This window comes from Peredibacter starrii (assembly GCF_034259205.1).
Lineage (GTDB): Bacteria > Bdellovibrionota > Bacteriovoracia > Bacteriovoracales > Bacteriovoracaceae > Peredibacter > Peredibacter starrii.
Genome location: NZ_CP139487.1, coordinates 101,598 through 124,744, shown reverse-complemented (window position 1 = coordinate 124,744; position 23,147 = coordinate 101,598). Strand labels below are relative to the sequence as shown.

Annotated in this window: 34 protein-coding genes and 1 pseudogene; all 35 read left to right on the top strand. The window is 43.0% G+C overall.

Translation table 11 applies throughout. The annotated features are described in order from the left end of the window. Positions 1-6 precede the first annotated feature (6 nt). Positions 7-4,080: pseudogene (rpoC, locus tag SOO65_RS00680) on the top strand (DNA-directed RNA polymerase subunit beta'); the annotation flags it as partial. A 126-nt stretch (positions 4,081-4,206) separates the two neighbouring features. Next, the gene (rpsL, locus tag SOO65_RS00675; protein WP_321395447.1) at positions 4,207-4,581 is read left to right on the top strand and encodes a 30S ribosomal protein S12; all 375 of its coding nucleotides are present in this window, start codon (positions 4,207-4,209) and stop codon (positions 4,579-4,581) included. A gap of 12 nt (positions 4,582-4,593) precedes the next feature. Beyond that, positions 4,594-5,064, top strand: a complete 471-nt coding sequence (gene rpsG / locus SOO65_RS00670; RefSeq protein WP_321395445.1) for a 30S ribosomal protein S7 — start codon at positions 4,594-4,596, stop codon at positions 5,062-5,064. 71 nt (positions 5,065-5,135) lie between these two features. Next, on the top strand, positions 5,136-7,220 hold the full coding sequence (gene fusA, locus SOO65_RS00665) for an elongation factor G (RefSeq protein WP_321395443.1): 2,085 nt from the start codon (positions 5,136-5,138) through the stop codon (positions 7,218-7,220). A gap of 11 nt (positions 7,221-7,231) precedes the next feature. Further along, positions 7,232-8,422, top strand: a complete 1,191-nt coding sequence (gene tuf, locus SOO65_RS00660) for an elongation factor Tu (protein ID WP_321395441.1) — start codon at positions 7,232-7,234, stop codon at positions 8,420-8,422. 81 nt (positions 8,423-8,503) lie between these two features. Beyond that, a complete protein-coding gene (gene rpsJ, locus SOO65_RS00655; protein ID WP_321395438.1) occupies positions 8,504-8,812 on the top strand; it encodes a 30S ribosomal protein S10 in 309 nt (102 codons plus the stop codon). A gap of 89 nt (positions 8,813-8,901) precedes the next feature. After that, positions 8,902-9,552 carry a 50S ribosomal protein L3 gene (gene rplC, locus SOO65_RS00650; RefSeq protein WP_321395436.1) on the top strand — a complete coding sequence of 217 codons (651 nt, stop codon included), beginning with the start codon at positions 8,902-8,904 and terminating at the stop codon, positions 9,550-9,552. Between the two features lie 14 nt (positions 9,553-9,566). Then, entirely contained in the window at positions 9,567-10,187 is a 621-nt protein-coding gene (gene rplD, locus SOO65_RS00645; protein ID WP_321395434.1) for a 50S ribosomal protein L4, read from the top strand. A 1-nt stretch (position 10,188) separates the two neighbouring features. Further along, positions 10,189-10,479, top strand: a complete 291-nt coding sequence (rplW, locus tag SOO65_RS00640; protein WP_321395432.1) for a 50S ribosomal protein L23 — start codon at positions 10,189-10,191, stop codon at positions 10,477-10,479. A 17-nt stretch (positions 10,480-10,496) separates the two neighbouring features. Next, on the top strand, positions 10,497-11,321 hold the full coding sequence (gene rplB / locus SOO65_RS00635) for a 50S ribosomal protein L2 (protein WP_321395431.1): 825 nt from the start codon (positions 10,497-10,499) through the stop codon (positions 11,319-11,321). A gap of 12 nt (positions 11,322-11,333) precedes the next feature. Further along, complete coding sequence (rpsS, locus tag SOO65_RS00630; protein WP_321395428.1) at positions 11,334-11,621, top strand: 30S ribosomal protein S19; 288 nt, start codon at positions 11,334-11,336, stop codon at positions 11,619-11,621. Between the two features lie 10 nt (positions 11,622-11,631). After that, positions 11,632-11,964, top strand: a complete 333-nt coding sequence (gene rplV / locus SOO65_RS00625; protein ID WP_321395426.1) for a 50S ribosomal protein L22 — start codon at positions 11,632-11,634, stop codon at positions 11,962-11,964. Between the two features lie 15 nt (positions 11,965-11,979). Then, positions 11,980-12,606 carry a 30S ribosomal protein S3 gene (rpsC, locus tag SOO65_RS00620; RefSeq protein WP_321395424.1) on the top strand — a complete coding sequence of 209 codons (627 nt, stop codon included), beginning with the start codon at positions 11,980-11,982 and terminating at the stop codon, positions 12,604-12,606. Between the two features lie 21 nt (positions 12,607-12,627). Then, positions 12,628-13,074 (top strand): 50S ribosomal protein L16, encoded by a 447-nt coding sequence (rplP, locus tag SOO65_RS00615; RefSeq protein ID WP_321395422.1) that lies wholly within the window; start codon positions 12,628-12,630, stop codon positions 13,072-13,074. Between the two features lie 21 nt (positions 13,075-13,095). Then, on the top strand, positions 13,096-13,284 hold the full coding sequence (gene rpmC, locus SOO65_RS00610; RefSeq protein ID WP_321395420.1) for a 50S ribosomal protein L29: 189 nt from the start codon (positions 13,096-13,098) through the stop codon (positions 13,282-13,284). 12 nt (positions 13,285-13,296) lie between these two features. Next, a complete protein-coding gene (rpsQ, locus tag SOO65_RS00605) occupies positions 13,297-13,542 on the top strand; it encodes a 30S ribosomal protein S17 (RefSeq protein ID WP_321395417.1) in 246 nt (81 codons plus the stop codon). Positions 13,543-13,552: 10 nt separating this feature from the next. Next, positions 13,553-13,921 (top strand): 50S ribosomal protein L14, encoded by a 369-nt coding sequence (gene rplN, locus SOO65_RS00600; RefSeq protein ID WP_321395415.1) that lies wholly within the window; start codon positions 13,553-13,555, stop codon positions 13,919-13,921. Between the two features lie 20 nt (positions 13,922-13,941). Further along, positions 13,942-14,253 carry a 50S ribosomal protein L24 gene (rplX, locus tag SOO65_RS00595; RefSeq protein ID WP_321395413.1) on the top strand — a complete coding sequence of 104 codons (312 nt, stop codon included), beginning with the start codon at positions 13,942-13,944 and terminating at the stop codon, positions 14,251-14,253. A gap of 15 nt (positions 14,254-14,268) precedes the next feature. Continuing rightward, positions 14,269-14,811 (top strand): 50S ribosomal protein L5, encoded by a 543-nt coding sequence (gene rplE / locus SOO65_RS00590; protein ID WP_321395411.1) that lies wholly within the window; start codon positions 14,269-14,271, stop codon positions 14,809-14,811. A gap of 9 nt (positions 14,812-14,820) precedes the next feature. After that, positions 14,821-15,126 carry a 30S ribosomal protein S14 gene (gene rpsN, locus SOO65_RS00585; protein WP_321395409.1) on the top strand — a complete coding sequence of 102 codons (306 nt, stop codon included), beginning with the start codon at positions 14,821-14,823 and terminating at the stop codon, positions 15,124-15,126. Positions 15,127-15,143: 17 nt separating this feature from the next. Then, positions 15,144-15,527 carry a 30S ribosomal protein S8 gene (gene rpsH / locus SOO65_RS00580; protein WP_321395407.1) on the top strand — a complete coding sequence of 128 codons (384 nt, stop codon included), beginning with the start codon at positions 15,144-15,146 and terminating at the stop codon, positions 15,525-15,527. 12 nt (positions 15,528-15,539) lie between these two features. Further along, positions 15,540-16,079: a 50S ribosomal protein L6 gene (gene rplF / locus SOO65_RS00575; RefSeq protein WP_321395405.1), complete on the top strand. Its 540-nt coding sequence runs from the start codon at positions 15,540-15,542 to the stop codon at positions 16,077-16,079. Between the two features lie 10 nt (positions 16,080-16,089). Then, on the top strand, positions 16,090-16,464 hold the full coding sequence (rplR, locus tag SOO65_RS00570) for a 50S ribosomal protein L18 (protein WP_321395403.1): 375 nt from the start codon (positions 16,090-16,092) through the stop codon (positions 16,462-16,464). Positions 16,465-16,476: 12 nt separating this feature from the next. Further along, positions 16,477-17,097, top strand: a complete 621-nt coding sequence (gene rpsE / locus SOO65_RS00565; RefSeq protein WP_321395402.1) for a 30S ribosomal protein S5 — start codon at positions 16,477-16,479, stop codon at positions 17,095-17,097. An 8-nt stretch (positions 17,098-17,105) separates the two neighbouring features. Then, on the top strand, positions 17,106-17,288 hold the full coding sequence (gene rpmD / locus SOO65_RS00560) for a 50S ribosomal protein L30 (protein ID WP_321395401.1): 183 nt from the start codon (positions 17,106-17,108) through the stop codon (positions 17,286-17,288). Positions 17,289-17,300: 12 nt separating this feature from the next. Next, on the top strand, positions 17,301-17,756 hold the full coding sequence (gene rplO / locus SOO65_RS00555) for a 50S ribosomal protein L15 (RefSeq protein ID WP_321395400.1): 456 nt from the start codon (positions 17,301-17,303) through the stop codon (positions 17,754-17,756). A gap of 18 nt (positions 17,757-17,774) precedes the next feature. Then, positions 17,775-19,094, top strand: coding sequence for a preprotein translocase subunit SecY (gene secY, locus SOO65_RS00550; RefSeq protein WP_321395399.1), 1,320 nt, complete (start codon positions 17,775-17,777; stop codon positions 19,092-19,094). Next, entirely contained in the window at positions 19,094-19,729 is a 636-nt protein-coding gene (locus SOO65_RS00545; RefSeq protein ID WP_321395398.1) for an adenylate kinase, read from the top strand. The genes secY and SOO65_RS00545 overlap by 1 nt, the downstream gene beginning before the upstream one ends. A gap of 72 nt (positions 19,730-19,801) precedes the next feature. Next, positions 19,802-20,026: a translation initiation factor IF-1 gene (gene infA / locus SOO65_RS00540; RefSeq protein ID WP_321395396.1), complete on the top strand. Its 225-nt coding sequence runs from the start codon at positions 19,802-19,804 to the stop codon at positions 20,024-20,026. Positions 20,027-20,029: 3 nt separating this feature from the next. After that, the gene (gene rpmJ, locus SOO65_RS00535) at positions 20,030-20,146 is read left to right on the top strand and encodes a 50S ribosomal protein L36 (RefSeq protein WP_321395394.1); all 117 of its coding nucleotides are present in this window, start codon (positions 20,030-20,032) and stop codon (positions 20,144-20,146) included. Between the two features lie 9 nt (positions 20,147-20,155). Continuing rightward, positions 20,156-20,536 (top strand): 30S ribosomal protein S13, encoded by a 381-nt coding sequence (gene rpsM / locus SOO65_RS00530; protein ID WP_321395392.1) that lies wholly within the window; start codon positions 20,156-20,158, stop codon positions 20,534-20,536. Between the two features lie 49 nt (positions 20,537-20,585). Next, positions 20,586-20,984: a 30S ribosomal protein S11 gene (gene rpsK, locus SOO65_RS00525; RefSeq protein WP_321400166.1), complete on the top strand. Its 399-nt coding sequence runs from the start codon at positions 20,586-20,588 to the stop codon at positions 20,982-20,984. Between the two features lie 49 nt (positions 20,985-21,033). Further along, positions 21,034-22,050 carry a DNA-directed RNA polymerase subunit alpha gene (locus tag SOO65_RS00520; RefSeq protein WP_321395390.1) on the top strand — a complete coding sequence of 339 codons (1,017 nt, stop codon included), beginning with the start codon at positions 21,034-21,036 and terminating at the stop codon, positions 22,048-22,050. A 26-nt stretch (positions 22,051-22,076) separates the two neighbouring features. Further along, complete coding sequence (rplQ, locus tag SOO65_RS00515) at positions 22,077-22,433, top strand: 50S ribosomal protein L17 (protein ID WP_321395388.1); 357 nt, start codon at positions 22,077-22,079, stop codon at positions 22,431-22,433. 48 nt (positions 22,434-22,481) lie between these two features. Continuing rightward, positions 22,482-23,048, top strand: coding sequence for a TlpA family protein disulfide reductase (locus tag SOO65_RS00510; RefSeq protein WP_321395385.1), 567 nt, complete (start codon positions 22,482-22,484; stop codon positions 23,046-23,048). Positions 23,049-23,147 lie beyond the last annotated feature (99 nt).

Below are 23,147 nucleotides of genomic sequence, written 5' to 3'. Positions count from 1 at the left end.
AGCTCAATGAAAGACTTATTAAATTTTTTCGATAAACCAAAAGATCCAGTTTCAGTTCAGGCCATCTCTATCAGGATGGCCTCTCCTGACACGATCCGTGAATGGTCTTTCGGCGAAGTAAAAAAGCCAGAGACTATTAACTACCGTACATTCAAGCCGGAAAGAGATGGTCTTTTCTGCGCTAAGATCTTTGGACCTATCAAAGATTACGAGTGTATCTGCGGTAAGTATAAGCGTATGAAGCACAGAGGTGTTGTGTGTGAGAAGTGTGGCGTTGAAGTTACACTTTCTAAAGTACGTCGTGAGCGTTGTGGCCACATTGAGCTAGCTTCTCCAGTTGCTCACATCTGGTTCCTTCGTTCTCTTCCTTCTCGTATCGGTGCTCTTCTTGATCTTTCTCTAAAAGATCTTGAAAGAATCCTTTATAACGAAGCTTACATCGTAACTTCTTCTTCAAACACTGAAGCAGAGGGTGGCCTTCCTGTTGGAACGATCCTTTCTGAGCAGAAATTCCACGAATTGAAATCTGCTAACGTAGATTTCAAAGCTGGTATGGGTGGTGAAGTTGTTAAAGATCTACTTTCTAAAGTAGACATCGATATCCTTAACAAAGAACTTCGTCGTGGTCTTCGTGACGCTACAACTGATCTTGCTAAAGCTAAGATCATTAAGCGTCTTAAAGTGGTTGAGTCACTTCTTCGCTCACCAAACAAGCCTGACTGGTTCATGATGGATGTTATTCCGGTTCTTCCACCGGATCTTCGTCCACTAGTTCCTCTTGAAGCTGGCCGTTTTGCTACTTCAGATCTTAACGACCTTTACCGTCGTGTGATCAACCGTAACAACCGTCTTAAGCGTCTTAAAGAACTTAACGCTCCAGAAATCATCATCCGTAACGAGAAGCGTATGCTTCAAGAAGCTGTTGATGCTCTATTTGATAACGGCCGTCGTGGTAAAGTGTTCACAGGTGCTAACAAGCGTCCTCTTCGTTCACTTTCAGACATGCTTAAAGGTAAACAAGGTCGTTTCCGTCAGAACCTTCTTGGTAAACGTGTAGACTATTCTGGTCGTTCGGTTATCGTAGTAGGTCCTTACTTGAAACTTCACCAGTGCGGTCTTCCAAAGATGATGGCACTCGAGCTTTTCAAGCCGTTCATTTACAACAAACTTATCGAGAAAGGTCACTGTACAACTATTAAAGTTGCAAAACGCATGGTTGATCAGCAGAAGCAAGAAGTTTGGGACATCCTTGAGGACGTAGTACAAGAGCACCCGGTTCTTCTAAACCGTGCTCCAACTCTACACAGACTTGGTATCCAGGCCTTCGAACCTATCCTTATCGAAGGTAAGGCCATCCAACTTCACCCGCTTGTTTGTACAGCGTTCAACGCTGACTTCGACGGTGACCAAATGGCCGTTCACGTTCCACTATCTATCGAAGCTCAGATTGAGGCCCGCGTTCTGGCTATGTCTACGAACAACATCCTCTCTCCGAAAGACGGTACACCAATTATCGTTCCTTCTCAGGATATCGTTCTTGGTATGTACTATATGTCTCGCGTGCGTCCATTCGCTCGTGGTTACGGTCGCGTGTTCGCTTCTAAAGAAGAAGCTCAGTTCGCTTACCACACAGGAAATCTTCACCTTCAAGCTCCAATCAAGATCCGTCTTGATGGCAAGCTGATTGAGACAACTGTTGGTCGTACATTCGTATACGATGTGACTCCGAAGGCCCTTGGTTTCGATGCTATCAACAAGATCCTTAACAAGAAGGAACTTGCGAAGCTAATCGACCTTGCTTACCGTAAGTCGTCAGAGAAAGAATGTGTGATGTTCGCAGATTCAATCATGAAAATGGGTTACGAGTACGCTACAAAAGCGGGTATCTCGATCAACATCAAAGACATGACGATCCCTGCTGAAAAAGCAAACATCATCGACTCAGCTCAAGCTGAAGTTGATAAGATCACAAACGAATATAACGAAGGTTCGATCACAAACGGTGAGCGATACAACAAGATCGTAGACGTTTGGGCACAAACTAACGAAAAACTTTCTAAAGTTCTAATCGATGGTCTATCGAAAGATGACTTCGTTTCAGAAGATGGAAAAGAAAAAACTAAAGCTCCTTCATTCAACGCTATCTTCATGATGGCCGATTCTGGGGCCCGAGGTTCGAACGTACAGATCCGTCAGCTAGCTGGTATGCGTGGTCTAATGGCGAAGCCGTCAGGCGAGATCATTGAGACTCCAATTACTTCTAACTTCCGTGAAGGTCTTACAGTTCTTCAGTACTTCGCTTCATCTCACGGTGCTCGTAAAGGTCTAGCCGATACAGCTCTTAAGACAGCGAACTCTGGTTACCTAACTCGTCGTCTAGTTGACGTTGCTCAGGATGGTATCATCCGTCAGGTTGACTGTGATTCGATGGACGGTATTATCCTAACTTCAAGAATTGAGTCTGGTGAAATCGCTGAGCACGTAGCTTCTCGAGTTCTAGGACGTGTTGCTCTTGAAGACGTGAAAGGTAAAACAGGTAATACACTTTACCCTCGTAACCACCTTTTCACTGAAAAAGATGTTCCTACAATCATGTCAGAAGAGATCGACCAAATTAAGGTTCGTTCTGTTCTAACTTGTAAAGAAAAGCACGGCTTCTGTGCTCTTTGTTTCGGTCGCGACCTTGCTCGCGGTAAACTGGTATCTATCGGTGAGGCAGTTGGTATTATCGCTGCTCAATCGATCGGTGAGCCAGGTACTCAGTTAACAATGCGTACATTCCACATCGGTGGTACTGCAACTGCAGGTGCTCAAGTTAACAAGTCTGAAGCGAAGACTGCTGGTAAGCTAGTGTTCGAAAACGTTAAAACCGTTACTCGTGAAGATGGCGCTATGGTCATCATGAACAAGACCGGTGAGATTATCATTAAGAACGATCTGGGCGCTGAGAAAGAGCGTTACCCTGCGATCTACGGTGCGACTCTATTCTTCAAAGATGGTCAATCTGTAGCAGTTGGTGACCGTATTCTTGAGTGGGATCCGTTCGCAATGCCAATCATGACTGAAGTTGCTGGTACAGTGAAATATGAAGACCTAGTTCCTGGTGCTACTTATACAGAAGTACTAGATGCTGTTACAGGTCTATCTCACCGTGTAGTAACTGAAGCTAAAGGAAAAGAAGATCTTTCAAAGCAACCACGTGTTCTTATCTGTGACGAACAAGGTAACCCAATTATCGTTCCAGGTACTAAACGTATTGCTTCGTATACACTACCTGTTGGTGCGAACATCGTAGTGAATCCGGGAGATAAAATTGATGCCGGTTTCGTAATCGCAAAAGTTCAGCGTGAATCTACTAAAACGAAAGATATCACAGGGGGTCTTCCTCGAGTTGCTGAACTATTCGAAGCACGTAAGCCGACAAACTCTTCGCAGATCGCGGACATCGCCGGTACTATCGAGTACGGTCCAGAAGTTCGTGGATCACGTAAGATCATCATTAAGCCAGAGGATGGGTCTGAACAAGTTGTTTATACTATTCCAAAAGGCCGCTATGTGATCGTTAACGAGGGTGACTATGTTCGTCCAGGTGACCAAATCATGGATGGACCGACTAACCCACACGATATTCTTCGTGTTCTAGGTGAGAAAGCGGTTGCTCGCTACATCACTGACGAAATTCAGGAAGTTTACCGTCTTCAAGGTGTAAAAATCGATGATAAGCACATTGAAGTAATCGTTAGCCAAATGCTGAAGAAAGTTGAGATCACAGGTCCAGGCGACTCAATCTTCGTTGAAGGAGATTCAGTTACTAAGGCCGAGTTTATGGATGAAAACGAGCGTCTGATTGCTCAGAACCTACAACCAGCGTCTGCTAAGGCATTGTTATTAGGTATCACAAAAGCATCATTGACGACGGAATCGTTCCTGTCTGCTGCATCTTTCCAAGAAACGACTAAGGTACTTACTCAGGCGGCTCTTGAAGGTAAAAAAGACGAACTTCGTGGTCTTAAAGAAAACGTGTTGATGGGTAGATTGATTCCGGCCGGTACTGGGATTCCTCGTTACAAAGGATTCCAAGCAGATATCGTTAAGGAAGAGAACCCTTTCAGCATGAGTCTGTAAGGTTTAAATTAAACTTGTATTAGCCAGTGCGTTCTGTTAAATACACTGGCTAATCTCTAAAACAATGTAAGGAATTTTAGTATGCCTACTATTAACCAATTAGTGAGAAAAGGTCGCGATTTACAAAAATCGAAGACAAAATCTCCTGCGCTTGTTGGATGTCCACAGCGTCGTGGTGTTTGTACTCGTGTTTATACAACAACTCCTAAGAAGCCAAACTCTGCTCTACGTAAAGTGTGTAAAGTTAAGCTTACTTCTGGTTACGAAGTAATTTCGTACATCGGTGGTGAAGGTCACAACCTACAAGAGCACAGTATCGTACTTGTGCGCGGTGGTCGTGTTAAAGATCTTCCAGGTGTTCGTTACCATACAGTTCGTGGAGCTCTAGATGCATCTGGTGTTGAAAAACGCCGTAAGCGTCGTTCACTCTACGGTGCTAAAAAACCTAAGAAATAATTTGAGGTAAATATGTCTCGTAAGCATCAAGCTCCAGTAAGAGAAGTCCTACCAGATCCAAAGTATGGTGACATTCTTATTACAAAAGTAATCAATACTCTTATGTACGACGGTAAAAAGTCGACAGCAGAAGCCATCTTCTATGAAGCAATGGATTTGATTGAAAAGAAAACTGGCGAAGAAGGTATCAAAGTTTTCAAAAAAGCTATGAACAACATCAAGCCAGCTGTTGAAGTAAAATCTCGCCGTATCGGTGGGGCAACTTACCAAGTACCTATCGAAGTACGTCCTAACAGAAAGCAATCTCTTGCTCTTCGTTGGTTACGTGACTACTCTCGTACACGTGCTGGTAAAACTATGGTTGATAAACTTGCAGACGAGCTAATCGATGCAGCTAACAACCGTGGCGGCGCTGTTAAGAAACGTGAAGACGTTTACAAAATGGCTGAAGCTAACAAAGCTTTCGCTCACCTTAAGTGGTAGTCTAATTCGAAATTTTAAGAAGGGCCGTCTACCAAGGCGGCCCTTTTTTTTTCTACGAGAGATAGCTTCTAATGAAATCAACAGAGATTCATAAAGTACGTAACATCGGCATCATGGCCCACATCGATGCAGGTAAGACAACAACGACTGAAAGAATCCTCTTCTATACTGGCAAAAACTACAAGATCGGAGAAGTTCACGAAGGAACTGCGACGATGGACTGGATGGTGCAAGAGCAAGAACGTGGTATCACGATCACTGCCGCCGCCACGACTTGTATGTGGAACAATGCCGTCATCAATATCATCGATACTCCCGGCCACGTGGACTTTACGATTGAAGTAGAGCGTTCACTTCGTGTGCTTGATGGTGCTGTTGGTGTATTCGATGCTGTGAGTGGTGTAGAGCCGCAATCAGAAACAGTTTGGGGCCAGGCAGATAAATATCATGTCCCTCGAATTGCCTTCGTAAACAAAATGGACCGTGTTGGTGCTGACTTCCTAAACTGTATCGCTGAAATACGCGAGAAGCTTGGTAAGAAGGCCGCTGCGATTCAAATGCCTGTTGGTGTTGAAGACACTTTCACGGGCATGATCGATCTTTTGACTTTAAAAAAATACACTTGGGCCGGTTCGGACCTGGGTGAAAAATTTGTACTTTCAGATCTTGAAGGTTCTGAACTCGATGAAGCAAAACTTTATCGCGATGAACTTCTGGAAGCACTTGCTGATTATGATGACAAGCTTGCTGAGGACTACCTTGGTGGCGCTGAAATCTCAGCGGAAGCAATGGAAACAGCTATTCGTACTGCCACAATTAAACACGGATTCATTCCGGTGCTTTGTGGAAGTGCATTTAAAAATAAAGGCGTGCAGCCTCTTCTAGACGCTGTCGTTAAATACCTTCCTTCTCCTTTAGATAAAGGTGAAGTGAGTGGTCACGATGCTAAGGACTACGAGAAAATCGTTACTCGTAAGCCGGATGAGAAAGAACTCTTCTCAGCTCTAGCATTCAAAATTTCTTCGGATCCATTCGTGGGCCAGATCACTTACATCAGAATCTATTCTGGAGAGTTGACTGCCGGTACTCAGGTGTACAATCCACTTGAGAAGAAGAAAGAACGTATTAATAAAATTCTTCAAATGCACGCGAACAAGAGAACTGAAATGGAAACCGCTTCGGCCGGCGATATCGTTGCCGTTTCGGGCCTGAAGTTCACGACCACTGGTCAAACTCTGTGTGCTGAACATAAGCCGATCATTTTCGATTTGATGGAGTTTCCGGAGACGGTAATTTCTATCGCCATCGAACCTAAGACTACGGCCGATGAAGAGAAGCTTCAAAAGACCCTGGATTACCTAAAAGTGGAAGACCCTTCTTTCAACTACCGTAATAACAAGGAAACTGGTCAGCTTCTGATCTTCGGTATGGGCGAGCTTCACCTCGACATCATTACTGACCGTCTTGAGCGGGAATTTAAGGTCGGCGTGAACAAGGGTAGCCCGCAGGTGTCTTACCGCGAATCAATCAGCGGGACGGCCACGGCTTCTAATACCTTTAGCCGCGAACTTGCGGGTAAAAACCAGTTTGGCCAGGCCACTATCCATGTGGAGCCTCTTGAGGGCAGCCTTGAGCTTAAAGTGGATTTCAAGAAGAAAGACAAATCTATTCCAGAAGAAATATATGAAGCGGTTAAACGCGGTATTTTGGACTCTGCTCCTGGTGGGGCGATGGCCGGTTACCCATTAATCGGTATTAAGGCCACTGTAGAATCCGTCGAATTTAATGAGGCGGAAAGTTCAGATGTGGCATATACTATCGCAGCTTCAATGGCATTTAAGGAGGCCTGTCAAAAGGCCGGTCTGGTTCTCATGGAGCCAATTATGGCCCTTGAGGTTACTACGCCTAACGATTACGCCGGTGATGTTATCGCCGATGTGAACGCCAAGCGCGGACGCATTCTGGGTATTGAGCCTAAGAGCAACAAAGATGTGCTTAAGGCGGAAGTGCCACTATCAGAAATGTTCGGTTACAGTACGCAGCTTCGTTCTAAGACCCAAGGACGTGCTAGCTTTACTTTAACTTTTAAATTATATGAACCACTAACTCATAACCAAGCAAAAGAAATCCTGCAGAAGCGCGGGATTTACATTTAAGGGAGAGCCCCATGGCTAAGGAAAAGTTTGATCGTAGTAAGCCGCACGTAAACATCGGTACTATCGGTCACGTAGATCACGGTAAAACAACACTAACTGCTGCTATCACAATGACGATGGCAAAAGTTTACGGTGGTACAGCTAAATCATACGCTGACATCGATTCAGCTCCTGAAGAAAAAGCTCGTGGTATTACAATCAATACTGCACACGTTGAATATACAACAGCTAACCGTCACTACGCTCACGTAGATTGTCCGGGTCACGCTGACTACGTTAAAAACATGATTACTGGTGCTGCTCAAATGGACGGCGCTATTCTAGTTTGTTCTGCAGCTGACGGCCCTATGCCTCAGACTCGTGAGCACATCCTTCTTGCTCGTCAAGTAGGTGTACCTGCGATCGTAGTATTCATGAACAAAGTTGACCAAGTAGACGATAAAGAGCTTCTTGATCTAGTAGAGATGGAGATCAGAGAGCTTCTTTCTAAGTACCAATTCCCTGGTGACGATATTCCTGTAGTTAAGGGTTCTGCTCTTGCTGCTGTTGAAGACCGTGACGAAGCGATCGGTAAAAACGCAATCATCGAACTTATGAATCAAGTTGATTCATATATCCCGACTCCAGCTCGTGATATCGATAAGCCATTCCTTATGCCAGTTGAGGACGTGTTCTCAATCTCTGGTCGTGGTACAGTAGTAACTGGCCGTGTAGAGCGTGGTATCGTGAAAGTGGGCGAAGAGATCGAAATCATCGGTATCAAAGAAGCTCAAAAATCTACGATCACTGGTGTTGAAATGTTCCGTAAACTTCTTGATGAAGGTCGTGCTGGTGATAACGTTGGTCTTCTTCTTCGTGGTACGAAGCGTGAAGACGTTGAACGTGGTCAGTGTATGATTAAGCCAGGAACGGTTAAGCCTCACGCTAAATTCCGTTGCGAAGTTTATATCCTTACAAAAGAAGAAGGTGGACGTCACACTCCAATCTTCAAAGGTTACCGTCCTCAGTTCTACTTCAGAACTACAGACGTAACTGGTTCAATCACTCTTAACGATGGCGTTGAGATGATTATGCCAGGCGATAACACTTCTTTCGCTGTAGAGCTAATCGCTCCAGTAGCTATGGAGAAGGGTCTTCGTTTCGCTATCCGTGAGGGTGGTCGTACGATCGGTGCCGGTACTGTTTCTGATATTCTTGCTTAATATGTCAAAAAAATAACAGAATGGGCTTTACAAAGGCCCATTCTTTTTCTATTTTGACTCAAAAATTTTTTTGGAGATCTAATGAAGACTAATAAACTGAGAATTAAGCTTCGTGCTTATGACTACAATATTCTTGATGCTTCGGTACAAGAGATTGTTCAAACAGCTAAAAATACTGGGGCACGTGTCGCTGGACCGATCCCTCTTCCTACTGAAATCAACCGCTATACAGTACTTCGTTCACCTCACATCGATAAAAAATCACGTGAGCAGTTCGAAATGCGTACTCATAAGCGCCTAATCGACATCGTTGAGCCGACTCAACAGACTGTTGATAGCCTTATGAAGCTCGATCTTTCAGCTGGTGTTGACGTAGAAATCAAGTACTAGTATAAAGCTCAAACGCTTTTTATTTGTAGATAGTTCATATTATTAACCATGAATGCATCCCTGAGAGAGGGTGATGCTGTGGAGGGCGAATGTCAGACGCTAAAGTTAGTCTGCCTGCTTTTTACGGAATTAAAGCTGGCATGACCAGAATCTTTGATCAGAACGGTAACCACGTTCCTGTCACTGTAGTTAAACTAATTCCGAACGTTATTTCTCAAGTCAAGACTGTAGAAAAAGACGGTTACACTGCTTATCAAGTTGCTTACAACGAAAAGCGTGAATCTCTTATCACTTCTCCAGTTAAAGGCCACCTCAAGAAAGCAAACATCGAAAAGAACTTCTCTGAGTTCTCTGAAATTTCAGTTTCTGAAGTTGCAGCAGACGCTCTTGGAAAAGAAGCTTCTCTAGATGCTTTCCCAGTTGCTACATATGTAGACGTTACTGGTCCATCTAAAGGTAAAGGTACTGCCGGTGTTATGAAGCGTTGGAACTTCCAAGGGGGTCCAGCAGCTCACGGTTCACACTTCCACCGTCGTCCAGGTTCAATCGGATGTCGTGCAACTCCTGCACGCGTATTCGCTAACAAGAAAATGCCAGGTCACCTAGGTGTTGAAACTTCTACTGTTCAGAACGTTCAGGTAGTTGAAGTAAACCTTGAGGCTGGTTATATGCTCCTTAAAGGATCTATCCCTGGTTCTAAGAATGGTTTCGTACGTGTTGCGAAAGCCGTGAAGAAGTAAGGGGGAAATAAATTATGACAACTGAATTAAACGTATTAAATACAAAATTCGAAAAGTCTGGCTCACTTAAAGCTAACGTTGATTTCTCTGTTGAAGCAATCAACGGAACAGTAGTTCACCAAGTTGTGAAAGCAACTCTAGCTGGTCGCCGTCAAGGTACAGCTGCTACTAAAACTAAAGCTCTAGTTTCAGGCGGCGGTAAAAAGCCATTTAAGCAAAAAGGTACTGGTAACGCTCGTCAGGGTTCTACTCGTTCACCTCTAATGCCTGGAGGCGGTACTGTATTCGGTCCACAACCTCGTTCTTATGAGCAAAAAGTAAACAAGAAGATGATGCTTGTAGCGATCTCTTCTGTTCTTGCTGATAAACACCAGGCTGGAAAACTTCATATCGTAGAAAAATTTGAATCTACTGGTAAGACGAAAGATATGTTCAAGGCTCTTTCTTCAAGAAACCTTCTTCCAGCTCTAGTAATTACAGCTGAAGTTAATGAACAAGTATCTCGCGCAGTAAGTAACCTTGAGAAAGCAAAATACGCTCCGGTTGACGGTTTCAGCGTTTACGAAGCTGTTAAATTCGAAAACCTAGTGATTGAGAAAGCTGCTTTCGAAAAATTAATCGGAAGGCTGGTGTAAGATGTTAGGTTTAGAAAACGTATTAATTAAACCACTATTAACTGAAAAAACGTCGAAAGAGACTGAATCTTTCAATCGCTACGCATTCGTAGTGAACACGAAAGCTAACAAAAACCAAATCAAGAGCGCTGTTGAGAAGTTCTTTGATGTAAAGGTTGTTAGCGTCCGCACTTCTGTTCTTCCTGGTAAGACAAAGCGTGCTGGTCGTGGTTATAAAAAGTCATCAGCTTCTAAAAAAGCTTATGTTCAACTCCAAGACGGCCAGAAGATTGAATTCTTCAAAGGCATTTAAGGTAAAAGGCTAAAAGTATGGCAACTTTAAAAAAATTCCGTCCTATCACCCCTTCTCAACGCGAGAAAGTGGTTGTGACAGGAGATATTACTAAAGGTGTAGCTCCAGAGAAATCTCTATTAGCTCCACTTAAAAAGAACGCCGGTCGTAACTCTTCTGGTGTAATCACTGTTCGTCACCACGGCGGCGGTGTTAAGCAAAAGTACCGTGTGATTGATTTCAAACGTTCTAAGCTTGATATCCCAGCTACTGTTAAGACGATCGAGCACGATCCGAACAGAACTTGTAACATCGCTCTTGTAGTCTACGCTGATGGTGTTAAAGCATACATCATCGCTCCAGTAGGTCTAAAAGTTGGCGACGTTATCATCTCTTCTGAGAACGCTGATATTAAAGCAGGTAACGCAAAACTACTTAAAGATATCCCAGTGGGTACTCTTATTCACAACGTTGAACTTAACCCTAAACGTGGTGGTCAGATGGCTCGTTCAGCTGGTGCATACGCTCAACTTATGGCCAAAGAAGGCGATTTCGCTCTTCTTCGTCTTCCATCTGGTGAGCTACGTAAAGTTCCTGCTAACTGCAGAGCTACAATCGGCCAAGTTGGTAAGATTGAGCACGAACTTGCGAACACTGGTAAAGCCGGTACAAACCGTCACCGTGGTATCCGTCCTACAGTACGTGGTGTGGTAATGAACCCAGTAGATCACCCGCATGGTGGTGGTGAAGGTCGTACATCGGGTGGTCGTCACCCAGTATCTCCTTGGGGTCTTCCAACTCGTGGCTTTAAGACGAGAAAGAACAAGCGTACAAACAAGTTCATCGTTAAGAGAAGAAAGTAATAGGGGTAAATAATGGCACGTTCAATTAAAAAAGGTCCGTTTGTAGATAATTACCTCTACAAAAAAGCAGCTGAGGCCAAGAAAAATACTAAGGGTAATACAGTCATTAAGACCTGGTCACGTCGTTCAACGATTACACCAGATTTCATTGGTTTAACTTTCGCTGTTCACAACGGCAAAAAGTTTATCCCAGTATATGTGACTGACAACATGGTTGGGCACAAGTTTGGCGAATTCGCTCTTACTCGTACTTTCAACGGTCACGGCGCTGGCGATAAGAAAGCCGGCGGCGACAAGTAAGAGGTAAATTATGATTACAGTAAAAAACAATAATGTCGGAACATCTGCTCGTAAGGTTAGACAGGTTGTTGACTTGATCCGCAAGAAGAAGGTTGAGGAAGCTCTTAAGATCCTTCGTTTCTGCGAAAAGAAAGAGACTGCTATCGTCGTTACTAAACTTATCAACAGCGGTCTTGCTATCGCTGCAGAATCTAAGAAATATGACTTAGATAATCTGATCATTGAGACAGTTAAAGTTGATGAAGGTCCTGCTCTTAAGCGTATTATGCCACGTGCTCAAGGCCGTGCTTATCGCATTAGCAAGAAATCAAGTTACATCACTCTAGCTCTTAAAGAAGCTTAATCAGGGGAAGACTAAATGGGACAAAAGGTTAATCCAACCGGTTTCAGACTTGGCTACATCAAAACGTGGCACTCTAACTGGTATGTTAAAAACAACTACGCGGATATCTTTCAACAAGATCTAGCTATCCGTAACTATATCGATACTGAGCTTTCACAAGCTGCTATCGCTAAAACTGAAATCACTCGTACAGCTGACCAGGTAAAAGTAACTGTTTACTCTGCTAAACCAGGTGTTGCGATCGGTAAAAAAGGTACAGGGATCGAAAAAATCCGTAATGACCTTAAAAAAATTACAAACTGCCCTTTGTTTTTCAACATTGCAGAAGTAAAACGTCCGGATTCAGAAGCTAAACTAATTGCTGAAAACATCGCTCAACAACTTGAGAAGCGTGTAGCCTTCCGTCGCGCTATGAAGAAAGTAATGACTTCAGCTTTCCGCTCAGGCGTGAAAGGTATCAAGATTAAGTGTGCTGGTCGTCTAGGTGGAGCGGAAATCGCTCGTACTGAAGGTTACGCAGAGAAGAAGGTTCCTCTTCACACTCTACGTGCTGACATCGACTACAACACTGCTCAGGCTAAAACAACGTTCGGTATCATCGGCGTTAAAGTTTGGGTTTATAAGGGCGAAATTTACAAATAGTAATTATTTAGAGGTAACATTATGTTAAGTCCTAAAAGAGTAAAACATAGAAAGATGCAGAAAGGTCGTATGACCGGCGCTGCAAACTCAGGGAATACAATCACTTTCGGTGAATTCGGTCTTCAAGCTACAACTTGTGGATTCATTACTAACCGTCAGATCGAAGCTGCTCGTATCGCGATTTCTCGTGAAACAAAACGTGGCGGTCAGATGTGGATCAAAATCTTCCCTGATAAGTCCCTATCTAAAAAACCAGCGGAAGTACGTATGGGTAAAGGTAAAGGGTCGCCAGAGGAGTGGGTTGCTGTAGTTAAGCCGGGCCGTATTCTTTTCGAAATCGGTGGCGTAGATAAAGCAACTGCTGATGCAGCACTTAGACTAGCAAAGTATAAACTTCCAGTTAGAACGAAAATCGTATCTAAAGCGGACTTAGTATCGGCTGACGCCCCTACTAATGCTGCGGAATAAACTGGATTAGTAGAGGTAGTTATGTTAAAAAGCAGCGAAATTTCAAAACTTAGCGCGAAAGAATTGAACGAGAAGGTTTCAACTCTTAAGTCAGAACTTTTCAATAATAAGTTCACAAAGTTTACAACTGGCTCTGATAAGCCACACGTTGTGAAACAACTTAAGAAAGACATTGCCCGTCTCTTAACTTTCAAAAACGCTAAAAAATAAGACGGGTGAACAATGAGCACAACATTTAAAAGAACACTTATTGGTGAAGTTGTAAGCGACAAAACATCGAAAACAATCGTTGTTAAAGTTGAAAGAAAAACTATGCACCCTAAGTACAACAAGTTCGTGACTACATCTAAGAAGTACCACGCTCACGATGAAAAAGAGCAAGCTTCTGTAGGTCAAACAGTCACAATCATCGAATCTAAGCCATACTCTAAATTGAAGAGATGGGAACTAGTTTCGATCACGAAGTAGTGGAGTAAATATGATTCAGCAACAATCGATCCTAGACGTGGCCGATAACTCTGGCGCGAAAACAGTTCAGTGTATTAAAGTACTGGGCGGTTCTAAGCATATGAGCGCTCAAGTTGGCGACGTTATCGTCGTAGCCGTTCAGCAAGCAATTTCTGGCGGTAAAGTTAAGAAAGGTGATGTTAAAAAAGCCGTAATCGTTCGTACTGTTTACCCAGTAAGACGCGAAGATGGTTCTTATATTAATTTTGATACAAACAGCGTGGTTATTATTGCAGCAAATAATGAACCAGTAGGTACACGTATTTTCGGGCCTGTAGCGAGAGAGTTAAGAAACAAGAACTTTGCAAAGATCTGTTCACTCGCTCACGAAGTGCTCTAATCAGCGTGTAAGGAGAAAAAATGCAAAAGCTGAAAGTGAACGACACTGTTCAAGTCCTTGCCGGAAAAGATAAAGGCAAACAGGGCAAGATCAAGTCAATCAACTTCAAGACAAATCGTGTTGTCGTTGAAGGTGTAAACGTAGTTAAAAAAGCAATCAAGCCTAATCAACAGAATCAACAAGGCGGAATTGTGGATATGGAAAAAGCCATCCATATCAGTAACGTTGCTCTATTGGATCCAAAATCTGGAAAACCAACAAGAGTAGCTGTTAAAAAAGTTGCTGGCAAAAACGTAAGAGTTGCTGCCAAAAGCAAATCCGAAATCAAGTAATTCTGAGGGAAACATATGGCACGTTTAAAAGCTCTGTATGAATCAGAGATTAAAAAGAAGCTGAATGAAAAGTTCAAATACGGGAACGTTCATCAGATTCCAAAACTAGAAAAAATCATCGTTAACTGTGTTACTCGTGATGCAGTTTCAAACGGCAAAATGGTAGATAGCATTGTTGCAGACCTAGCAGCGATCACTGGTCAAAAACCAGTTGTAGCTCGCGCTAAGAAATCAATTGCTTCATTCAAACTTCGTCAAGACCAAGCTCTTGGTGCATTCGTTACTCTTCGTGGTGAGCAAATGTACGAGTTCCTTGATCGTTTGATCAACCTTTCTCTCCCTCGCGTAAAAGACTTTCGTGGTCTTTCTCCGAAGGGCTTCGATGGTAAAGGTAACTATACTATGGGGCTAAAAGAGCAAATCATTTTCCCAGAAATCGACTACGACAAGATCGATAAGATCCGTGGTATGGGGATTAGCTTTGTTACGACAGCTACTAATAACGAAGAAGGCCGCGAAATGCTTAAGCTTTTCGGCATGCCTTTCAGAGAGAAGTAAGAGGGAACTATGGCACGTTTAAGCGCAGTAGTAAAAAATAAGAAAAGAGAAAAACTAGCTAAGAGATTTGGCCCGAAGGCTGCTGCTCTTAGAGCAAAAGCAGTAGATGCAAAACTTTCTGATGAAGAAAGAGATGCAGCTCGTGCAAAACTTCAGAAGATTCCACGTAATGGAAATCCAAATCGCGTACGTAACCGTTGCGAACTAACTGGAAGACCTCGTGCATTTTTCCGTGATTTTAAACTTAGCCGAAATAAATTCCGTGAACTAGCAAACAATGGTCTCATCCCTGGTGTGACTAAAGCTAGCTGGTAAGGAAGGGGAAATAATTTATGATGACAGATCCTATCGCAGATATGTTAACAAGAATTCGCAATGCTAACAAAGCCGGCCTTGATAAGCTTGAGCTTCCTGCTAGCAAAATTAAAGCGAACATTTGCCGCGTTCTAAAAGAAGAAGGCTATATTAAGTCTTTCAAGATCGCTGCTAAGTCTCCTTCTGAAATCGTGATCAAAATCGGTCTTAAAGAAGGTGCTATCGTTGGTCTTAAAAGAATCTCATCACCGGGATTAAGAGTTTATAAAGGCTATACTGAAATGCCTCGAGTTCTATCAGGACTTGGTGTTTCAATTGTTTCCACTTCTGCGGGAATTATTTCTTCTCGCAAAGCAGCCTCTCTGAAACTAGGTGGCGAAATCATCTGTAACGTTTGGTAATCGGAGCAACTTATGTCACGTATTGGAAAAAAGCCGGTAGGCATTCCTGATAAAGTAGAAGTTAAAGTTAACGGTCTTACCGTTGACGTAAAAGGCCCTAAGGGTCAGCTTTCTTATACTTTTCACAAAGATGTGAAAATTGAAAAAGCTGATAAAGCAATCAACGTACTTCCAGCTAACCAGACTACATCTGCTAAAGCTGTTTGGGGTATGTCTAGAACGCTCCTTGGTAACATGGTAACTGGTGTAACAACTGGTTTCGTAAAATCTCTTGAGTTTAACGGTGTAGGTTACAAGGCTGCTGTTTCTGGTAGCACTCTAACTCTTAACCTTGGTTACTCTCACTCTATTGACTACAAACTCCCAAAAGGTGTTGAAGCTAAAGTTAATAAGAACGTGATTGAATTCCACGGTTGCGATAAAGAACTTGTTGGTTTCGTTGCCGCTCAAGTCCGCTCTTTCAGAGAGCCTGAACCATATAAGGGGAAGGGCTTGAAGTACACAGATGAGACAATCATCCGTAAGGCCGGTAAAACAGGTGCTAAAAAATAATAGGTGAGTTATGAGAAAAAATACCGCAAAAATTAAAAATGAAACTAAGGCAAAAGAATACCGCCGCAAGCTTTCTATCAGAAAGAAAGTGGTAGGTTCTGCCGAAGCTCCTCGCTTGTGTGTAACTAAAACTAACAAGCACCTTCGTGTTCAAGCTATTGACGATGTTAAGTCAGCTACAATCTTCTCTGTACAAACATACGGAAAAGCAAAAGTTGCTGATCACGCAAATGCTGAAGGCGCTAAGAAAGTTGGTGCAGCAGTTGCAGCTACGCTCAAGAAGAATAACCTTTCTAAAGCCGTATTCGACAGAAGCGGTAAACAGTACACAGGTGTTATTAAAGCACTTGCTGACTCAATCCGTGAAAACGGCATCCAAATTTAATTAGGGGAAAGTATGAGCGAAGAAAATAACAACGAAGTAGAAAACGAAACAGAAGCGAAATCTGATAAGAAAGGTGGCAAGCGTCCAGCTCGTGCCCCTCGCGCAGAAAAGAAACCTCAAACTGAAGGTCTAAATCCAGATCTAGAAGAAAGAGTTGTTGCTGTTAACCGCGTAGCTAAAGTAGTTAAGGGTGGTCGTCGTTTCTCATTTGCAGCACTAATTGTTGTAGGTGATAAGAACGGTAAAGTTGGTTACGGTCTTGGTAAAGCAAAAGAAGTTCCTGATGCTATCCGCAAGGCTGGAATGAAAGCTTCTAAGCGTATGATCAAAGTATCTATCGAGAACGGAACAATCCCTCACGAAGTACTAGGTCTATTCGGCGCTGGTGAAGTTCTTCTTAAACCTGCTGGCGAAGGTACTGGTATTAAAGCTGCTGGTGCATGTCGTTCAATCCTTGAGCTTGCTGGTGTTAAGAACGTACTTACTAAGTCTGTTCGTGGATCAAACCCACACAACATCGTAAAAGCAACTTTCAAAGCACTTAAGAACCTTCGTTCACTTGATGAAGTGGCAACTGTTCGCGGTGTAAACACTAAAGGTCTTCGTATGAAGGCTAAAGCTCCAAAAGCTTAAGGTGATATATGAGCAACAAGCAAATTACAGTTAAACTAATCAGAAGCACAATCGCTTGTACTGATAAGCAAAAAGCTACAGTCCGCGGCCTAGGTCTTAGAAGAATCAATCACACGAAAACGCTTGAGAATACTCCAGCTGTTCGTGGAATGATCAAAGCTATGATCCAGTGGCTCGAGATCGTAAAATAATAGAGGTTTAAAATGTTAACTCTTAAAACACTAAAAAGCCCAAAAGGCGCCCACAAGAATATCAAGCGTATCGGCCGTGGTCAGGGTTCTGGTCAAGGTACTCAAGCTGGTAAAGGTCACAAGGGTCAAAAAGCTCGTTCTGGTGGCGGTATCCGCATCGGTTTCGAGGGTGGTCAGATGCCTCTTTACAGACGTCTACCAAAAGTTGGTTTCTCTAACGCGGCATTCAAAGTTGAATACGCTGTTGTTAACCTTGAGAAGCTAGCTGCTAAGTTTGATTCAGAAGTAGTTTCACGCGAAACTCTTATCGAAAAAGGTTTCCTAGCTGGTATTAATAAGTCTATGCCGATCAAAATCTTGGCAAAAGGCGATTTTAATAAGGCTCTTACCTTTAAAGGCATTGAAAAGTACTCTGCTAAAGCTTTAGAATTAATCAAAAAAGCTGGCGGCAAAGTCGAGAATGCTTAATTAAAGAAGGATACAAGGATGTCATCGAATGTTTCTAAGCTCGAAGAGCTAAAAAAACGAGTTTTCTTTACCATTTTAATGCTTGGAATATATCGAGTGGCCACTCAAGTCCCTACACCGGGAGTTGATGGGGCCGCTCTTTCATCATTTTTTGATGGAATGAAAGGTTCTCTCTTTAGCGTGTTCAACACCTTCTCAGGTGGAGCTCTTGAGCGTTTCTCAGTACTCGCTCTTGGAATCATGCCTTACATCACGTCTTCGATTATTTTCTCTCTTCTATCTTATTCGATCCCGGCCCTTGGCGAACTTCAAAAAGAGCCGGATGGTCATAAGAAAATCTCTCAATACACTCGTTATGCAACTGTACTTCTGTGTTTCTTCCAGGGTTATGGTCTAGCGGTTGGTCTTGAGAACATCAAATCGCCAAATGGTCTTCCAGTGGTGATTGATCCAGGCATGAGTTTCCGTCTCTTAACTGTTATCAGTCTAACTGCCGGTACAATGTTTGTAATGTGGCTGGGCGAGCAGATCACAGAAAGAGGTATCGGTAATGGTATTTCTCTTATCATTTTCGCAGGTATCGCTGCTGGTATCCCAACAGGTATCAGAGATACATTCAACCTTCTACAAAACGGTGAAATGAGCATCGTAAACCTTCTAATCGTTCTAGCGATTATGTTGGTTTCTTTCTGGTTCATCATTTTCGTAGAGAGAGCTTTCCGCAAAGTTCCGGTTCAGTACGCTAAGCGTGTTGTTAATAACCGTGTGTTCGGTGGTCAGTCTTCTCACCTTCCAATTAAAGTAAATATCTCTGGAGTAATGCCTCCGATTTTCGCGAGTGCACTTCTAGGGTTCCCGACAACTATCTCTCAATTTGTCCCACAAGAAAGCCCTATTAAGGCTTACTTCACGAACATTGAGCAGTTGTTCTATCCAGGTCGCATGCTTTACAACTGCGTATTCATCGGCTTGATCGTTTTCTTCGCGTACTTCTACTCAACAATTCAGTTCAAGACTGAAGACGTTTCTGAGTCTTTAAAGAAGAACGGTGGATTCATTCCAGGTATCCGTCCAGGTGATCAGACTGCTGATTTCCTTAACCAGGTAGTAAGCCGCTTGACTCTTGTAGGTGCTATTTATGTAGCAGCTATCTGTCTAATGCCTTCTATCCTATTTAACTACGCAAAAGTACCGTTCTACTTCGGTGGAACTTCTCTTCTAATTCTTGTGGGTGTAGCTATCGATACGATGGCCCAGGCTGAAGGTTTCATGATTTCTCAGCGTCTGGACACGGCTTACAAAGTTAAAGGTAAGTACTCAGGCGTGAAAAGGTTCTAATGAAGTCTCACCTGATTTTCATAGGGGCTCCGGGTTCTGGAAAAGGAACACAGGCCAACAAGTTAGTAGCTGATAGAAATTTTAAACACATTTCTACTGGTGACTTACTTCGCTCTGAAATCAGCAAGATGTCTCCGCTTGGTCTTGAAGTGAAGAAAGTAATGGACGAGGGTAAGCTGGTTTCAGACGAACTCGTTATCAGACTCCTTCAGGCCAACATTAACCTGACGGCTTCTCAGTATATCTTTGATGGCTATCCAAGAAATTTGGCGCAAGCTCAGACCCTGGATGCTGAAGTATTGAAGGGTGCTCCGTCATTAGCGGTGTACTTCGAAATTAATATGACTAAGTTAGTCGAAAGACTAACAAATCGCAGGACATGTAAGAACTGCGGTGCTATATATAACCTCATCTCAAAAAAGCCTAAGGTAATGGGCGTATGCGACCAGTGCGGTGGTACGGATCTCCAACAGAGAGCCGATGATAAGGAAGATGTGATCAAGAATCGCCTAACGGTGTTCCAAGACACAATCAATCCCGTTATCAAGTACTATCAAGATCTTGGACGTTTGATGAAGGTTGATGCGGAAGGATCGGTTGAAGAAATCTATAATATGATTTCGTCAAAAGTGTGACGTTCCGTTATTAAATAATATTGTCTTCTAGTTTTTTTTTATATATAAGATCACTTTCTATTTAGGAAGGGCATGGCTGAGTCAACTGACACAATTGAAGTGGAAGGGGAAGTTCTCGAACTTTTACCCAATACGCGTTTTAGAGTAAAACTCCCGAATGGGCATGTGGTTTTAGCCCACATCAGCGGGAAGATGAGAATGAATTTTATCAAGATCCTACCTGGAGATAAGGTTGTGATTGAGATTAGTAAATATGACCTTGATAAAGGTCGAATCATTTTTAGAAGCAAGGGTTAAATTATGAAAGTACGTTCATCGGTAAAACCAATCTGTAAAGACTGTAAAGTTGTAAAGCGTGAAGGCGTTCTTCGCGTAATTTGCAAAGTAAATCCAAAGCATAAGCAGAAACAAGGATAAGGGAAAGATATGGCACGTTTATTAGGTGTAGACTTACCAAGAAATAAAAAAATGAGCGTAGCTCTAAGAGCAATTTACGGCGTAGGCCCTAAAGTTGCAGCTGATGTTCTAGCGAAAGTTGGAATTCACGGCGATAAGAGCTCAAATGATATTAACGAAGAAGAAGTACAAGCAATTCGTACTGCTCTTGATGAGTACACTGTAGAAGGTGACCTTCGTCGTGAAATCGCTCTAAACATCAAGCGCCTTAAGGATCTTGGTTGTTACCGTGGTATCCGTCACCGTAAGGGTCTTCCGGTTCGTGGTCAGCGTACACACACAAACGCTCGTACACGTAAGGGTCCTGCTGTAGCGATCGCGGGTAAGAAATCAATCAAGGCAATGAAATAATTTAAGGTAGGAATATATGGCTCAAACTAATGCTCAAAAAGCTTCTGGTATGAATACTTCTGCTGCTGCAAATAAAGGCGGCAAGAAGAAAGTTCGTAAGAACTTAAATCACGGCGTATGTCACATCCACGCTTCGTTCAACAACACAATCGTAACAATCAGCGATGCTGATGGTAACGCTGTTGTTTGGGCTTCTGCTGGTGGCCTTGGCTTCCGCGGTTCAAAAAAATCAACTCCATTCGCTGCTCAAGTAGCTTCTCAAGAAGCTGCTAAGAAAGCTGCTGAACATGGCCTTAACTCTGTAGACGTTAAAGTTAAAGGTCCAGGCGCTGGTCGTGAAAACGCAATCCGCGCTCTTCTTGCTGCCGGCCTCAGAATCACTTCTGTAGCTGACATGAGCCCAATGCCTCACAACGGCTGTCGCGCTCCGAAGAGAAGAAGAGTATAAGCGAAAGCTTATTGTTGCGTTTCTGTTCCACTGCTAATTAGGAGTATTAATGAATTCTTTTATGAGTAAAAACTGGGCCGGTATGATTCGTCCGGCTGCTTTAGAAGTAGATACAGAAGGTCTTAAGTCTAACTACGGTAAGTTCACAGCTAAGCCACTTGAGCGCGGCTACGGTCTTACTCTTGGTAACTCTCTTCGCAGAGTTCTTCTATCATCACTACAAGGTGCTGGTATTGTTGCTGTTAAAGTTGACGGTGTTGACCATGAGTTCGGCACAATCAATAACATCAAAGAAGAAGTTTCTGAGATCATTCTTAACCTAAAAGAGATCCGTTTCAAGATCATCGATAAAGAAGAAGTGACTCTTGTTCTTGAGAAGAACAATGAAGGCGCTGTTAAAGCTTCTGATATCCAAGAAAATGCAAACGTAAAAGTTCTTAACCCAGAACACGTTATCGCTAACGTTTCTTCAGGCGGATCAATCCGTATGGAGCTAAAAGTTGCTCGTGGTAAAGGTTATGTTACTGCTCTAGATAACAAAGAAGCTTTTGATCTACCTGTTGGTTGGATCTATATCGATACTCTTTTCTCACCAGTTCACCGTGTGAACTACACTGTGACAAACTCACGTGTTGGTAAGAGAACTGACTACGATAAGCTAACTCTTGAAGTTTGGACAAATGCTGGTATCGATCCGGTTGATGCTGTAGCTATTTCAGCAAAAATCCTTCGTGACCAACTTTCTGTTTTCCTTAACTTTGAAGATAAAGATGCACCTGCTGAAGTTAAGCCTACGGCTGCAGCTTCTACTGGTGGCGTTGCTAACGAAGCACTTCTTAAGCCAGTTTCTGAGCTTGAGCTATCTGTTCGTTCAGCTAACTGTTTACATAACGCTAACATTAAATATATCTACGAGCTCGTTTCTAAAACAGAAGGCGAAATGCTACGTACTAAGAACTTCGGTCGTAAATCTCTTAACGAAATTAAAGAGATTCTTTCATCGATGGGACTTGGCCTTGGCATGAAAGTCGACAATATCATGAAACAAGTTCAGCACGCTGACTAAGAAGCGTTCTAATTTAGGGGAATTATATGAGACACGGTAACCACAAATACAAACTAGGCGTTAAGCCTCAGCACAGAAAAGCTCTTGTTCAGGGTCTTGCTATGGAACTAATCATCCACGGTAAAATCCGTACTACAGAAACAAAAGCTAAAGCTATCAAGCCTTTCGTTGAAAAGCTTGTGACTATCGCTAAGAACGATACGGTTGCTAACCGTCGTCTAGCTTTCACAAAACTTAACAACAAAGAAGCAGTAGCTGCTCTATTCACAAACGTTGCTCCAAAATTCAAGCAACGCCCAGGTGGATATACTCGTATCCTTAAGCTTGCTGAAGGTCGTCTTGGTGACGGTGCTAAAGAAGCTTACATCGCTTTCGTTGAGTAATTTTAAAAAAGCCCTCGAAAGAGGGCTTTTTTTTTGAGTCTGTAAGCCATGCTAAATCGTATCATCGTCATTCTTCTCGTTATTGCTGCTGCTGTTGGGTACTCGGTCTATCAAAAGAAGACCCTTGAGGGCCAATTGGAGCATAAGCAGGGCGCGATTCTGGCGAAACTCCCACAAGCTACATTTGAAACTCTCGATGGCCGGCCCTTCGACGTTCAGAAAGTATTCGAAGATCGCACGAGCCTCCTGGTTGTCCATTATTGGGGCACTTGGTGCGGCCCATGTGAAGCTGAGCTCCCTGACCTGTTAAGCTTTTTAAAGCGATTTGAAGGCCAACCAGAGGTTAAGTTCCTGCTCGTGGCCGTGAATGATGACAAAGTGAAGGTCGAGAAGCACTTAAAGACCATCGCCATCCCTAAAGCTAATATCACTTGGCTCCTGGATAATAAGAACGTTCACCGTGACGTTTTCGGGACCACTCGTGTGCCTGAAACCTATGTGTTTTCGTCAGACATGACCACCCTCCGTAAGTACGTGGGCCCTCAGGAGTGGAATAAGACCATGTTTTTCCAAACTTTTGACGAATTCATCCAGATTTCTACCCGCAAGCTGTAAATAAAATCCGCAATCGAACAATTCTCCTGTCAAGAAATCCGACAAAGTGCCGATAAGTTAGACGATCAAATTTAAAGGTGTTCATGGAATGGGCATCTC